Genomic DNA, 16,059 nt, shown 5'->3' on the forward strand with positions numbered 1-16,059 from the left:
TTAATTTGGATCCCCAAAAAGTTGAATTTCATTGAAATTAACATAGGTTCCATCCGACCAGTTTCTGGTAGTCTTAAAACGGATATAACGAACTTTGGGCGCATCGAGTGGAAAATTAATCGTTTCCCCTGCTGCCGCAGCATCCATATCCGCCTGCGAAAGTTCACCGGCAGGTAATCCAGACGGTTTTATCTGCTCATGTTTGGCTAAAAGAATCCAGCTATCAAAACTGCCATCTGATGAAGGGTTGTTGCTACCCCAAATCTCTACATTCCTTGGATTATGCAGTGTGTAGAAAAAGTCCTGCCGCATAAACCAAACCAACCTGCTGAGTTTGGCGGTTACGCCCATATCAAAAGTAAACCATTGGGGCATGGTTGCCGCGTCCCCTGAATGGTAATAACTTTTCCCGTTATTGGCCGCGCTGCCATCAAACAAATACTTAATATCTCCGCCATAACCCAAAGGCGCATCATTTGGCAATACCACTCCTTTCATCTTGGTTCTGTCCAGCTGCACTTCATAAAGAGGTAAGACATCTGTAATCAATGTATCAGAAATATTCCCCCACCGGTCGCGAACATATACGCCAATCTGGGTTTTTTCCGCTTTCATGCCATGCGTACTAAAATCGCCCATTTTCAGGTCAGTATAATAAGTATTGATCGGCACAAAGTCACCTAATGTATCATGTGCGAGTAGTACAATGGCCAGATTATCTTTATCCGTATTATTGAATTGTATATTTACACCACCAAAATCTGGTTGGATCACTAAATCTTTCATAACAGTGGTAATGGCCGGCTGACCGGGCCTGACTGTTATTTCTGTGGGATCAGAAAGATTGCCACCCTTATCCTCAGCCTGTAACTGTACTTTATAAGTACTGGTATCTCCAAAACCTTCCACCTTTATTGTGTTAATAAACCGACTGACCTTTGTTTCGCGCAGTTTGCCATCTTTGGTTGTGTATGAAGCCTTCACACACAGCAAATCATCGTCAGTGGGCTCTTTAAAATGAATTTCAACCGCACCACTTAGAGGAACAACCTTTTCTACCTGCACAGCGGCAGGTGGCTGACCGTCTTTTTGCATGGATCTGTCTATGGTATCCTTTTTACATCCTATTTGCACCAGCAATATGACGGTGAAAAGGAAAATCAATTTTTTCATACCTAAAATATTTTACAAGTAATTAATATTCATTATTTAAAAATTCATTCATCGCCAGTCCGGCTACCAGCCAAGATTTTGAACCAGGTTCGGATTTATCTGGATATCATATTCCTTGATAGGCCAGAAATAATCCCTGGGTGCGATAAACTTTTGATTAAATAACAACACCCGGTTATTATAGTCCTCATAACTTTCCTGGACAATGTCCCAACCATAAATGGCACTGTTGAGTTCTTTGGAAGCCGTTTTCCAACGTCGCAGATCCCAGAAACGGCTTCCTTCAAAGGCCATCTCAATTCCTCTTTCATGATGAATTATATCTCTTAACCCTGTTTGATTTTTATACTTATCCGGGAATTTGGAGTGGTTCGTCCAGGAATCTTCAACAGTAGGCAGTCCGGCTCTAGCGCGAATCGCGTTTAAGTAGGGCAGCGCCTCTGTCAACTTATTATTCTCACATAGCGATTCTGCATAGAGTAAATACAAGTCCGACAAACGCATGATTGGCCAAGGGTAGGACTCATAGGAAGCGCCTGAAGTCGCACTGACCACCATATTCCAATTAACCACTTTTTTATTATAATAACCGGTAATAGAATACAACCGACTTTGTTTTTTCCCGGAGTATTGGCCAATCTTACTTTGTATGTTAAACATGCCGTTTTTCATATACCAGCGTGAGCCATCAAAAGCTATATCTGCATAGAAGCGAGGCTCTCTATCAAAATGCAAGGATACAGTCTCGTAATTGGGTTGCAGATAATCACTACCGGCACTGGTCGATTTAAGTTTATAACGACCCGCATAATCCCAGTCTTTATCCTCATCAATCGGCACGCCATTTTTAGTATAGAAAAGCTCGGCCATCTTTAAAGGCGGTGCTAATTTACCTTTTAAATCCAGTGTAATATTATTGGGATCAAACTGCGGACAGGCATAAAGTTGCATCCATTTAGTTGGATTGCCACCAGAGGTACTTCCCCAAATGAGTTCACTATTCCACTTCTCACAAATAGAATTGCGAATACTCATTTCAATTTGCAGCAGTGAATCTGCACTTGTCAGGCTATTATCAAAATGATAGAGTACGACGCCCGCCTCATCAGCCGCGTCAAGCGCCTCTTTGCAGGCAGCCTCTGCCCTAACCCACTTAGCCTGTTCATAATTCTGATTGAATAGCACCGTTCCGTCATTGTTTTTCAATGAGGCAAAATCTTTATTGCCATTAAATAAGGGACTAGCCGCAGTAACCAATACACGCGCTTTTATCGACAGGGCAGCTACTTTGGTTATGCGCCCAAGCTCTGTTACACCACTATTGATCTTAAGGGGTAATCCACCACCTTGCTCCTCTTTAACAGAGGAATCAATTAAGGAAACGATATAATTGACAACAGAATCTACCGGTTGTCTATAAACTTTTACTTCTGCAGGGCTAGCCGTAATGGGCAAGTTCTTATCCATAATAGGAATGGGGCCATACATCCTGAAAAGATACCAATGGAAATATGCCTTCAAGAATTTTACCTCGTCCACCCATCTGATTTTCTGATAAGGCTCTAAATCAGGTACACGATCCACATTTTCCAGGAAAATATTACAGGTGCGAATACCCTGCCACATGGAACGACCATCAAACCCATCCCAGTAATTCATATAAGGGCTGTTCTTATTTTGCTCATTTCTGGCAATATTATATGGGTCTAGTGAAAAATAGTCCTGTGTCATTGGCCAGTAAGTCCATGCTTCGTCTCCCCCACTGATCGCCGGGTTCATATCGGGATGACCCTCTTCGGGTAAATAAGAGTAACAAGTGAATAAAAATTTCTCCGCCTCATTTCTATTGGCAAAAGCATGATCAATAGTGGCCACGTTATCCGGAACGACATCCAAATAATCTTTCGTACACCTGGTTAATAATAGGCTGATTAGCAGGCATACCACTATGCTCAAAGACCAGCGTTTACAATTTTGCATCTGATGCTTTATATTTAAAATCGACTTCATTTTTACGAGTTGATAGTGAATGAATATTATTAAAGGACTTACAGCGAAATATTAAAACCGATATTATAGACACGCTGTATAGGATAGCCCAATCCATTTCCACCCTGTTCCGGATCCCAGAGCTTAAATCCACTGATAAGAAACAGATTGCTGCCATTGGCATATACGCGGAGTCCATCGAGTCCCCAACGCTTTAAGGTCTTTGCTGGTAACGTATAGCCAATCTCTGCAGTTTTCAGGCGTAGAAATGCACCGTTTCTAAGCCACCAGGAAGAGGCACGAGTATTGTTGTTACTAACCGCAGGACTGAGTCTGGGCCAAAAGGCATAAACGTTGCGGTTATCCTCAGACCAATGATCATCGGCAATCACTTTTAAGAGGCCATGCTGATCGTTACCATCCAGCACAAAAGGCGTGATCGCCTTAGCATCAATCATAAAAGAAGATCTGGCTGAGCCTTGAAAGAATACGCTAAAATCAAAGGCATGATAGCCAAAGGAACCACCAAACCCATAATTGATTTCAGGGGTGGTCGGATAACCCAGGCCATTAATTCTGTCATTATCGGTAATCTCCCCATCACCATTCAGGTCTCTGTATTTAATGTCACCGCCTGCGACCTCCCCATAGTTTTGCTTAGGAGAATTGGCGACCTCTTCATCATCCACAAAGAGTCTTTCAGCAATAAGGCCGTAAATTTCTGACAGAGGATGGCCCACTCTGGATAAATACCACATATTGGCCGGATATTCCGGTTCTTCATTGACCAGGAGTTTACTGGCTGCATAAGTGAATGTGGAACGCAACTGTAACCAGGAATGGTGAAAGGTCTTATTATAATCCATAGAAATATCTATCCCTTTGCCCTCTGCAACACCCACATTAGCATCTACGTTTGCCGTCAGCCCCATGGTCGTTGGTATATAAGCCCTTGTCATCAGGATATTGCTTCTGTGTTGCTTATAAGCATCTACGACGATATTTAAATTCTTAAAAAGAGTCAGATCCATCCCAATGTTGGTCGTTTTAGCTTTTTCCCAGGTGATGTCTGTATTTGCGTACCTGGAAATAGATACACCGGGACGGTTATAACCGTAATTATCCCCGAAATAAGCACCCCTGCCGCCGTCGTTTAGATTTACATTAGACAAATAGAAAAAGCGGTCATTATCATCTCCGATCTGATCATTACCCACTAGTCCAAATGTCGCCCTAAACTTAAGTTTAGAGATCACATCCAGTAAGGGGCTAAAGAAATTTTCATTGCTTACATTCCAGGCAACACCTATGGAAGGAAAAAAGCCGTAACGTTGTTTGGCCGCAAATCTTTCCGATCCGTTGTAGCCAAAATTGGCCTCCACCAAATATCGTTTATCATATCCATAGGTGAATCTACCGGAAACCCCCAGATTTCTGAAAGGAAGTGATGTCTGTAAATCACCTGCATTACCATTGAGATAATTGCGCAAAATAGTAATGAGCATGCCGCTTACCTCATGCTTTTTATTAAAAGTCTGGTTATAGTTCAAAGCAGCCTCTGCATAGGTTGTTGTATTAACTGTCTTACCGCCTTCATTGTAATTTAAATATTCTGTTGCCGACCCTTCATTAAGCAGGCTCAGGGTATATCCTTTCGGATCGGTATTAGTTGGGAAAGCCTGGTAATAAAAAGGGTTGTAATGTCTGTTTAAGGTAAAGTAAGAATACCGCTGAGTATAGGCCATTGCCCGGGCAGTCAAACCCTTGATCAAAAAATTAAGATCTTGATTCACTTCCAATTGTACATTGAGGGTGGAAGTATTGTATTGCTGGAACCCTGACACCATTGCGGCATATGGATTGTTATAAAACACATCTTTACCGCTCAGTACAGCATTCCCAAATAAAGGATGTTTGACCAAGGGCAGATCTGAAGATGGAAATATCGCCGGAAACAATACGGGGTTTGAGGTTAATGCTTCATTAAATATTTTGGCTCCTCCGCCAATTGGGCCATTATAATCATCAAACAACCCGGAAGTTCTAACAATGGCTTTGGTTGTGGGCGTCAATCGTACGGTAACATTGGTTCTGACGCCAATGGTTCTGAGTTTGATGTTATTATTGAAATTATTTCTGTCATCTGTTTTTAGTACGCCATTATCCTGGTTATAAGTGGCAGAGATATAATATTGCGCCGCCTGTCCACCACCAGAGGCATTACCATTAAATCGCTGATTGACGGTATAGTCCCGAATCAATAGCTTCATCCAGTCATTATTCGGATAAAGCAATGGATTATCCCCTGCAATGGTATGATCTATCTTGGTTTGGGAATAGGGTAATACGCCAATCGGATTTCTGGTAAGTACTGCCTCATTGGCCAGCTGCATATAGGTTATATTATCGGCCATTTTAAAATTCTGTGTATTAGAGGAAATAGAATTCTCCATTCTTACATTGAATTTTGTTTTACCACCTACGCCGTTTTTAGTCGTCACCAAAACGACCCCATTGGCGCCCCTGGCGCCATAAAGAGAGGCAGCAGAAGCATCTTTTAAAACTGAAAATCCGGCAATATCATCGGGTTGCAACCGAGCAAGATCCGTTGCGGTGGATTCCATTCCATCAATTAGTATAAGTGGGTTTACTTTCCCGCTCCCAAAAGTGGTAATGCCCCTGATGAAAAACTGCGCATTATCTTGACCCGGCTCTCCGCTTCGCTGAAAAGCAATCATACCTGCTACGCGCCCGGCCAACATGGTCGTTAGATTACTGGTGGGGCCCTTGATCTCCTTTGGATTGACTGTTGTAATGGAACTGACCATACTGGACTTTTTCTGGGTGCCATAAGCGACTACGGCTACCTCATCCAGGCCAGCACTGTCCAAAACCATATATATGTCAAGATTTGTACGGTTACTAATGGGGACTGTTTGTTCCTTATAACCCACAAAACTGATGGTGAGGATACCATCTGGAGGCGCAATCAATTCAAAGCGGCCAGCCTCATCGGCCAGCGCATGTCCTTTCCCAATTTTAGTGACACCTTTCAAAGAAATAGTTGCACCGGCAATCGGAGTGGAATCAGCACTCATTACTTTCCCTTTGACAATGATATCCTTGGTCTGAGCACTCGTCTGCTGTGCACAACACAAAAATACCACCATCAGTGCCAGTACTGCAGCGATTGGTTTAATCATAAATCCTTTCATTAGCGAGGGTTTAATTTTTAAATAAATAAAATGAAATATGTACCTATGTATGAACATTTAATTCAAGATAGAAATAACCACTTTAACCGATTCTCACAAGTCCCATAACCAACTTAATTTCTTTTTGTATGCATGGCTTGAACTCTATTAAATTTCTGACAAAGACAATATATGTTCAGACATTCCGACATAAAAGTATATCGATTTAATCATCTCGCCAAACTTTTCTTAAAAGAATTTTAAATAAAACCAAATATCTGACCACTACTCAGGCACCAATAATTAAATAAGCCGCACCCAAAATTTCAAAAGATAAAGACATTCAATACTATATATGTACATACATTCTTACATATTAATTTTTCCACCTTTACTTTTAATTTCAAAATTTATTTAACAGCAGCTTGCGTTCACCACCTTATTTTGCAATTCCCCAGTTTTTATTTGGCAAAGGCCCCATTTCTAATTCAAGGGTGCCGCCTTTAAGTACATCACTGGCATCAAAATGGAATGAATTTAACGGATGCCCGTTCAACTTAGCTTTTTGCACATACTTATTATCATAGGAGGCATTCTTGGCAATAATCACAAATTTACGTCCCCGTCCAAAGCGGCCACCTAAGTCTATTTCAATTTTTGGGAATAAGGGACTGCCGATTTCATATTGTGGATGTGCACTGCCACCGCCGTCTGTTTGAAAGAGCCCCATGGCTGTCATGACAAACCATCCACTCATCTGCCCCTGGTCTTCATCCCCCAGGTAAGCATTACTCATGCCTTTTCCATAGTATCTACTCAATATAGAACGTGTCCATTTTTGTGTTAACCAGGGTGCACCGGCAAAATTAAACAAGTAAGGCAGATGCATGGTTTGTTCATTGCCCTGATTGACAGGACAACTCCAATAAGCCTTATTTGGACCATTATAGCGCCATGGTTCGCTCTTCTCAAACCCCCACAAGAGCCGATTTATAAAAGGTTTTCTTCCCACTTTGGAAATAAGCGCCTCAGGGTTTTGAGGCACAAAATAGCTCATTTGCCACCCGTTTCCTTCCACATACTCCCGGCCAGCCCCACTAAGCATGGGATCAAAATCCTTTGACCATTCACCACTACTGGACCGCATATGACAGTAACCGGAATCATCTATTGCATTATTCCACCAGGTGGCGCGATCACTGAATGCATGTTCAATAGCAGGTTTACCCAAAGTTTTTGCAAGTTCGGCTACATTCCAATCATCAAAACTATACTCCATCGTATTAGAGAAGCTGCCTTTATCTGTAGGCACATAATGGTACTTTAGATAACTGGTTAAATCCCTGTTTCCTACAAAACCATTGTATAATTTTCTGGCAGGTGTTGACTGCATCTTAACAACGGCTTGTAGCAATTTATCTGCATCCACCGATCGAATTCCCATCTGATAAGCGGAGACCAGTAAAGGTATTTCATGTTCAGCCACCATGACAGGTATATAATTAAGCCCTGCGGGACCTTTGGCTAACCAGCCATAGGCATCATACATCGCCAGCTGGGAATGCATCCACCGCTTGCTCCAATCAGGGGTGATTAAGTTCCAGACCTGGTTCAGGTTCCAAAAGGTATTCCAGAAGGCATCACACCCCATTACGACGTCATCAGCGTCTGTCAGCTGTTGCACTTGTCCATCCGTGCCGCGCCACTGTCCATTGGCATCACTAAATATGTTACGGCTACAAATTGACCGGTACAAACTGTTATAAAAGCGGATTTTGTCATCTCTATTATAAGTAGTCACATTAACTCTGCCCAATAACTTATTCCAGGTAGCCACCTGATGTGCCCTGACAGCCTCAAAATCCCACCCAAAAGGTTGTTCGATTTCACGTCTCAGGTTTTCAGCCGCATTAGCGATACTGACCATCGACATGCCTAGCCGTACTTTAACCACAGCATTATGTTTTACATTAAAAGTGGCAAATAATCCGGATGTTGTCGCATCCTCAACATCTAATTGATTGGCATAATGCACACTATCAGCGACCCAATACCCCAGCTTTTCAATGGGCTGGTCAAATTCCAAAACAAAATGTAGCGTGTAATCCTGATCCGCGTCCCTGCTCCAGACATGAGCAGCCAGCTGATGGGCAAATCCTTCAATTCTATAATCACTTACTTTATGCCATTTTATCTGCTTTAGTTTATATCGGGTCTCAGTAGGTATCATAAAATCAAGCAGAATCCTGGCGCCTGCTCTATCCTTTGGGAAACTAAATCTTTCAAAGCTACACCTGGTCGTCGCGGTGAGTTCGGCCTTAATACCATAATCCAGTAAATCCGCCTTATAATAGCCGATGGGGGCCTCTTCAGTGCGCTTATTAATCCTTGAACGGTAGCCACTATCTGGATCTTGTTCATCGCCGATTTTTGTTTTCAACGGACCATTTGTTGCGAATATGCCAAGTCCCCCAAGCGTCCATTCATGAACATGACTAAAGGTCCCGATTGTCTCAAAATGTGGTTCATAACCAGCCATTCGTCCTCCATTTTGGTTATCCGGGCTGATCTTTACCATAGAAAAAGGCATCCACGGCCCCGGAGCAATCATCCATCTGGAATGCGCCGTGCCTATTCTCGTATCTACATAATCCGCCGGTGTCTGTAATTTTTGGGGTGTCCGCTTAACAGTCCCAGTCTCAATCGCCTTATTATCTATTAATATCGTATATCGGCTCTTTTGTGAATGCTTGACTGCAGGCATAGGGCATTCAAAATCATAACTGGTACTATCTATATGGGCAGAAAAAATCTTATCCCCATCCAATAAAACCTTTATGACCGGGCTACCTGAAAGGTATTTGGCTTCAATTAATAAGGGTTGACTTCGCTGTCCACCTGAAATAAACTCATAATCAGCAGACCTAACATGACCTATATAGGCATCCGTAGATATTTGCAGGCTCGTTTTATTGTCACCTAGTAAAGCCATATCATCAAACATGATCCAGGATCCGTCAATTATAGTCATGCATATTGAATTGCCGCCACTACGCAATAGCCTTCCAGCAATAGGTATCCTGATTTCAGTAGGGGTCCGATCTTGCTTATTGCCTTTTAATGACATAGAATCAACAAACGGTTCATTTTTACCCGTTTTTTTTTGTTTCTTTATAGCGCCAGCTATTGCACCTATTTGAAAAGTAGTATCCACGCCATTAATACTGAGTTTTATAACGGGGAGAAACTTTTTAGCGTAATCCGCCAAATCAATCACCAGTACATATTGGCCGCTAGGATTCACCTGCTGTAACCGAAATAAAATATTCAGTTCATTGGTTCGCCAACCGGTGGCAGGATTTGTCCCACCCCAGGTATCCGCCGGTCCAGGTAATACATAGGGAAAATCCTTGTCCAAAACAGAACGGTTTACGACAAAAAATTTATCTTCATAACCAAAGTCACTGGCCACAAAATTTTTGAAGCCGTTTGGCGCCAGTGCAAATTCATTAGCAGAATGATCCATTGTTCCAACTTGCCAGATCTTTTTTGGAGATTGCTGCGCCCAGGCAATTGTCAGGCCCAAGAGCCATACCCCAAACATTAAGGTCCATTTTTTCATGTACATTCATTTATATGGTCGCCCATGATTTTCAAGAAATTCAAAAACAATCAAAGGCCTCTTTTTTAAATACTTTATCAGTTGTTAAATGGCTTTATCTGCCTCATTTAATATAATACAACCTTTTAAATTGTCAGGATGTTTGAACATATTTGACCTCACCATTCCGACAACGCCCAATGTAAATATGTGATGCGGAAAACATAACCAGTTACTTCCTACCGATTCATCTTAAACTATCATGTTTTCATACAATACTAGTTTTCAATGAAAATATCAACTATGCTAATAAGTCCACTAAATAGCCCAAAATCATATTCTGCCATTTTTAATAAGCACAGCGATATTTTATATGTGCGAACATACTATTATTTTATCGAACAGCAAAAATAAAATCAACGCAATAACTGGACATCCTTTGGGGCTGGGCTTTAGACGATTTGTGCCTTAGGGTATGGGACTATTATTTTATAACTGATTCAGATAGACTTAGTTCAATAAATACCAATACAATCAAATTCAACTACGTGATTATTGTTCAACCGAGCGAAAGAAACCATTTTGCCTATTATAATAATTTATTTACCTTGTATTTCGTTTATTATTACATTGAAACCCTCCTTAAATTTTAAATGGCGGAATAGACCACTTTAAAATGCTGGCTGGTTACCAGGTTTTGCGCTTAGAATTTCACTATGAATATAAGAACAACAAAGGTGAACAAAATTGTTATTCAACAAATGCGCATTTATTTAAAGGTGCTCGAAAAAAACTATTGAAATAACGGCAAATTAGGCTTCTGCTATGAATCAACAACCTAAATATGATAAAACGCGCCCTCGTTCCTTTCTGAATTGGTGCTTATTAATTGCCAATTCGGTCCATACCTGATTACCGAAATTATGCCCTTGTCAATGACATTTTACTGAATTGGCCATTTTTAGTTTCCAAATTGGTACATACCAATTACCAATTCGGTGCATTTCTGATTACCAAATCCACTGGATATTCACTGGACTATTCAACGCCATTTTATCCTTATTCTGCTTTAAGTACGGTGACAGGGTTGGCCCTGGCGGCTTTAACCGACTGAAAGCTAATCGTTAATAGAGCGATCAATAGGGCTACTCCACCTGAAAGAACAAAAATCCACCAGGCAATGCCTGTTCGGTAAACAAATTGCTCCAGCCAGTGATGCATGCAAAACCATCCAATAGGCGCTGCAATACAAAATGACAGCAAAACTAATATAATAAATTCTTTGCTGAGTAACCCTACAATTCCGGTACTGCTGGCCCCCAATACTTTTCTGATCCCAATCTCCTTGGTTCTGCGCTCCACCGCAAACATGGCCAGACCAAAAAGGCCCAGACAGGCAATAAAGATTGCAAGCCCCGAAAATACGATGGCTGTCACAGCCGTTCTGGATTCAGCTTTGTACATATCGTTGAAAGAGTCATCCAAAAAACGGTAATGAAATGGCATACCGGGCGCAAATTTCTCCCAAACCGACTTGACTTTACGAATCAGTCCCGTAATATCTGAGGTAGCCGCAATTTTGAAGGAGGCGGTATATGGATTGGATTTTAAAAATAAGCCAAGTGGGCCAATACTACTGTGTAAGGATTCATAATTAAAATCTTTAATAACACCAATAACATGATATGTCTCCAGGTTACCCTTGCTATCCGTACTATACAAATTTTTCCCAATAGGATCTCCCTGACCTAAATACTTGGCAGCCGCTTCATTGATGACCACGGCCGCAGAATCACTGCCAAATGCTTTGGAGAAATTTCTGCCCTTGACCAACTGCATGCCCAGGGTACTGATATAATCCTCATCCACATTCCAGTTTTGCATGGAAAATCCATTAGTGCCAGTCATAACTGCGCCAGTGGAATAGGTATTGTCCCCCTGAAAGCATCAGATACGGGCAAATATCCGCTAAATGTACCTTCTTTAATCTCAGGCATCTTTAGCAACGCTTGTTTAAAGGCCGTAGCATGATCACCCAGAACACCCGTCTCTTTAATAACAAGCACCTGGTCTTTTACAAATCCTATGTTCTTATTTTGGATATAATGCAGTTGCCTGTAGACCACGATAGTTGCAATAATCAATACAATGGAAATAGCAAACTGAAATACCACCAGGGTATTTCTGAATTTTCCAGATCCTGCTCCTTTGTTGAATCTGCCTTTTAAAACCTGTACAGGTTTAAATCCAGACAGATAAAAAGCAGGATAACTACCGGCAATTACGCCGACCACCAATGGCAATAGGATAATCAAACAAATAAAACCTGGTGACAATAAAGTCGCAAAAGAAAGTCGCTTACCAGAAAGGTGATTAAACCCAGGAAGAACCAAAAATCGAGGGCAAGCGCAAATACCATCGCCACCACCACCATTAAGGTCGATTCTACCAAAAATTGCATAATCAGTTGCTTTCTCTCAGTCCCAAATACCTTTCGCACGCCCACTTCTTTTGCACGGGCACCTGATCTGGCGGTGGTCAGATTAATAAAATTAATGCAGGCCATCAGTAGAATAAACAAAGCCACAGCACTAAATATATATACATACTCTATATTGCCACTGGGGGAAAGCTCCATCATTAAATGACTGTGCAGATGAATATCCGTCAGTGGCATTAAGGTATAGGTCAAAATATCCGCCTTCTGGCTGGCACTCATACTGCTAATATCAATAAAACGAGCGGCATATGGCAATACATAATTTTTAATATAATCTGGAAAATGCTTTTCCAGCTCGTGATAATCTGTGCCTTTTTTAAGTTTAAGATAAGTATAAAAGTTATGGCTGGTAGCTGCTCCCCAATTATAATGCACATCCTGCATATCAAAAAGGAAATCAAAATGAAAATGACTATTGACTGGCATATCCTTAATAACTGCAGTAACGTTGTAAGGTTTAAGAGAATCCCCTGATTTAACCATCAAGGCCTTGCCAACCGCGTTTACCGTCCCAAAATATCTTTTTGCCGTGCTGGCCGTCAGCACCACAGAGGCTGGCTTATCTAATGCGTGGTTTAAATCCCCCTCAATGACCGGCAACTGAAAAACATCAAAAAAGGTAGAATCAACACTGGCGACCTTTGACTCATTAAAGTATTCTCTTCCTTTTTGAATCAATCTTCCGCCATCATTATTATAGATCCTGGTATAGTTTTCCACCTGCGGATAATCCTTTTTAAGTGCTGGCCCCATTATATCCGCAGTTTGAGCCATATGCATATCGGAACCCCCAAATTTAAAATCCGTGTTAACTCTATAAATCTGATCTTTATTCGGATAAAACGAGTCATAACTTAATTCGGAGGTTACGTATAAAGTAATCATCAAAAAACAAGCAAGGCCGATTGCCAGACCAGTTATATTGATAAAGGAGTTGACTTTATTTTTAAGCAAACTGCGCCAGGCAGTCTTCAGATAAGTTTTCAACATCGTGTTCTAATTTTCAGATACTTTTTTCAAATTACCTTACATATTTAAATATTGACAGGGGGTGGGAGGCCTCCCCTCCTCTCTCTACTCCTATTCTTATAACATTATACCTTATTCCGATTTCAACGTCGCTACCGGATTGGTTCGTCCGGCTTTAATAGCCTTAAAACATACCGTAAGTAATGCAATGACCATGGTGATCATGGCTGCAAGTGGAAAAATCCACCAGCTAAGCGCGGTCTGATAAGCAAAATTCTGCAGCCACGCATGCATGACCGCATACCCCAGTGGTATCGCTATCAGCACCGCAAGGATCACCGGTTTTAATAAGTCCTTGGAAAGTAAAACCACCACTTGGCTTACAGATGACCCTAACACTTTTCTTATACCAACCTCCTTAATCCTTTTATTGGTCGTAAAAGTAGCTAGCCCAAATAATCCAAGACTGGCAATTATTATAGCCAACATTGAAAAAGAAGTCAACAGCTTTTGTTGCTTTATATCTTTTCGGTACATATTATCAAACTGCTGATCCATAAAGCTGTATTCAAAAGGATAGCCTGGGGCCGCAGTTGCATAATCCTTTTGTAACGCCGCCAGCGTTTGTGATATTCGCCCTGGTTTTAACCGGATATATACCAACCTATTGTCATCTCCGGGCGTAATAACGAGCGGTGTAATCGCTTGCTTGAGGCTTTCAAAGCTAAAATCTGCCACTACACCGATGACCGTTCTTTTTAAAGAATCATTTTTTGTATTCTGAATCCATTTGCCCACGGCCTGTTCAGGTGTCCAACCCAGGTTGGCAGCTGCGGTCTTATTCAAAAGTACAGCTCGCAAAGTATCCGTAGGCATGGCGGAAGAAAAATTCCGGCCACTTAAGAGCTTTAAACCAAGCGCTTGCACATATTGAAAATCAGTATATTCCGTGTGTGCGCTCCACTTTTCTGACCGTCCTTCCACATTAAAAAAATAGGTATCAAAAAAACCGCCCGGTTCCCCTGACATTAAGGAGACCGCGGATACGCCCGGCTCCTTTAAAATCTGCTGCTTATATAATTCTCTATTATTATATATATCACTATTATCAATTCTTACTACTAATGATTGATCCTTATCATAGCCCAACTGTTTATTTTTGACAAAATGCAATTGTTTAGAAATCACAATGGTGCCTATAATTAAAAAAACTGAGACCATAAACTGAAACACAACCAGTATTTGTCTGAATCGAATACCCGCTGCCCCCATGCGGAGCTTTCCCTTAATCGCCTGCACAGGTGAAAATCCAGAAAGCATTAAAGCCGGATAACTGCCCGACAACAAGCCCACTACAAATATAACCCCGGCAATAAATAGATAGATTGTCGGTTCTCCCCAATCAATTCCTAAAGTATATCCCAGCATTTGATTATAAAAAGGTAATACAGCATAAAGAAAAACAAGTGCCACAACGCAGGAGATCAAGGTGATCAATAAGGATTCTCCAATGAACTGACCAATAAGTTGTTTTCTGAAAGCACCCAGTACTTTACGTAAACCGATTTCTTTGGACCGCTGGGCAGCTCTTATCGTGGAAAGATTCATAAAATTAATACAGGCAATCAAAAGGATCAAAATAGCAATGGAAATAAATATATAAATGACTCCTCTGTCTCCGTGCCGCTGGCCTCCAAACATGTCTTTTGCCAGATAAACATCTGAGAGTGGCACCAGCCCCAGCGAAAAATTAAAGCCATACATCTTCATTTGCTTTCCCATGTATTTTTGCATAAATGCGGGTAGTTGCGGCGTAATATCCGCTGCCTTTGCACCTGGCGCCAACTCAACAAAAGTGTACATGCTATTATTGATCCACTCCTTAAAATAGGATGCATCCTTATAATTATCTATAGGTACCAGCATATCAAAATCTAGACTAGAATTAACAGGCACATCTTTAAGCACCCCTGTAACCTTCAACTGTAATTCCTTATCCAGTTCAAGTGTTTTGCCCATCGCGCTGGCAGCGTCTCCAAAATATTTCTTAGCGGCACTTTCCGTAAGGACAATACTATGTGGATCATTTAAAGCTGTATTGTTATTGCCTAATAACCCAGGAAAAGAAAATATTTGCAAAAAAGATGGATCCACTGCCAGAATCTTCTTCTCATTAAATGACTTATCCTGTCCGTAGGAAACCAGGCTGTTGTTTGGCATAACCCGGACCATTTTTTCAATGGAAGCCGGAAAGTCGGTTTTTAGTGCAGGGCCATATAGTCCGGACAAATACGCCACACTACTTTGCTTACCCTCCAATTTCGCATAGCGAACAACCTGATAAATTTCCTTTTTATGCTCGTGAAATCCATCTGCACTAAACTCATTATGAACGAATAAAAAGATTAACAAACAAACCCCGACCCCCATGCCAAGGCCAAGAATGTTGATGATGGAAAACACGCGGTTTTTCATCAGATTTCGCCAAGTAGTTTTTATATAATGCTGGATCATTTAAAAATCATTTAAAGTCAATAAGCCATTTCTACAATTATTCACCGTTTTGTCATGGCTTTTGGCATCGATTTAAATGCCATTTTCACATCTGATTAATTATAAAACACTTACAAATC

At 41.2% G+C, this 16,059-nt stretch carries 8 protein-coding genes; all 8 read right to left on the bottom strand.

Annotation, left to right across the window (positions count from 1 at the left end):
- Positions 1-1,173, bottom strand: a complete 1,173-nt coding sequence (locus FSB73_RS07545; RefSeq protein WP_146780924.1) for a DUF5000 domain-containing lipoprotein — start codon at positions 1,171-1,173, stop codon at positions 1-3.
- 63 nt (positions 1,174-1,236) lie between these two features.
- The gene (locus FSB73_RS07550; RefSeq protein ID WP_146780925.1) at positions 1,237-3,153 is read right to left on the bottom strand and encodes a RagB/SusD family nutrient uptake outer membrane protein; all 1,917 of its coding nucleotides are present in this window, start codon (positions 3,151-3,153) and stop codon (positions 1,237-1,239) included.
- A 68-nt stretch (positions 3,154-3,221) separates the two neighbouring features.
- Positions 3,222-6,365, bottom strand: a complete 3,144-nt coding sequence (locus tag FSB73_RS07555; protein ID WP_225974585.1) for a SusC/RagA family TonB-linked outer membrane protein — start codon at positions 6,363-6,365, stop codon at positions 3,222-3,224.
- Positions 6,366-6,795: 430 nt separating this feature from the next.
- Positions 6,796-9,978, bottom strand: a complete 3,183-nt coding sequence (locus FSB73_RS07560) for a GH92 family glycosyl hydrolase (RefSeq protein WP_225974586.1) — start codon at positions 9,976-9,978, stop codon at positions 6,796-6,798.
- 1,038 nt (positions 9,979-11,016) lie between these two features.
- Positions 11,017-11,865 (bottom strand): ABC transporter permease, encoded by an 849-nt coding sequence (locus FSB73_RS24440; RefSeq protein ID WP_225974587.1) that lies wholly within the window; start codon positions 11,863-11,865, stop codon positions 11,017-11,019.
- Positions 11,862-12,272 (bottom strand): hypothetical protein, encoded by a 411-nt coding sequence (locus tag FSB73_RS24445; RefSeq protein ID WP_225974588.1) that lies wholly within the window; start codon positions 12,270-12,272, stop codon positions 11,862-11,864. The genes FSB73_RS24440 and FSB73_RS24445 overlap by 4 nt, the downstream gene beginning before the upstream one ends.
- A complete protein-coding gene (locus tag FSB73_RS24450; protein ID WP_225974589.1) occupies positions 12,269-13,447 on the bottom strand; it encodes an ABC transporter permease in 1,179 nt (392 codons plus the stop codon). Before FSB73_RS24450 ends, FSB73_RS24445 begins: the two co-directional genes overlap by 4 nt.
- Before the next feature lie 111 nt (positions 13,448-13,558).
- Entirely contained in the window at positions 13,559-15,940 is a 2,382-nt protein-coding gene (locus tag FSB73_RS07570) for an ABC transporter permease (protein ID WP_146780927.1), read from the bottom strand.
- Positions 15,941-16,059 lie beyond the last annotated feature (119 nt).

Origin of the sequence: Arachidicoccus ginsenosidivorans, from assembly GCF_007971385.1 — a bacterium.
Lineage (GTDB): Bacteria > Bacteroidota > Bacteroidia > Chitinophagales > Chitinophagaceae > Arachidicoccus > Arachidicoccus ginsenosidivorans.

Bases quoted from the DNA above. Each gene is read 5' to 3' on its own strand.
- FSB73_RS07545 (WP_146780924.1), bottom strand. From the start codon at position 1,173: ATGAAAAAATTGATTTTCCTTTTCACCGTCATATTGCTGGTGCAAATA.
- FSB73_RS07560 (WP_225974586.1), bottom strand. From the start codon at position 9,978: ATGAAAAAATGGACCTTAATGTTTGGGGTATGGCTCTTGGGCCTGACA.
- FSB73_RS24450 (WP_225974589.1), bottom strand. From the start codon at position 13,447: ATGTTGAAAACTTATCTGAAGACTGCCTGGCGCAGTTTGCTTAAAAAT.
- FSB73_RS07555 (WP_225974585.1), bottom strand. From the start codon at position 6,365: ATGATTAAACCAATCGCTGCAGTACTGGCACTGATGGTGGTATTTTTG.
- FSB73_RS24440 (WP_225974587.1), bottom strand. From the start codon at position 11,865: ATGACTGGCACTAATGGATTTTCCATGCAAAACTGGAATGTGGATGAG.
- FSB73_RS07550 (WP_146780925.1), bottom strand. From the start codon at position 3,153: ATGCAAAATTGTAAACGCTGGTCTTTGAGCATAGTGGTATGCCTGCTA.
- FSB73_RS07570 (WP_146780927.1), bottom strand. From the start codon at position 15,940: ATGATCCAGCATTATATAAAAACTACTTGGCGAAATCTGATGAAAAAC.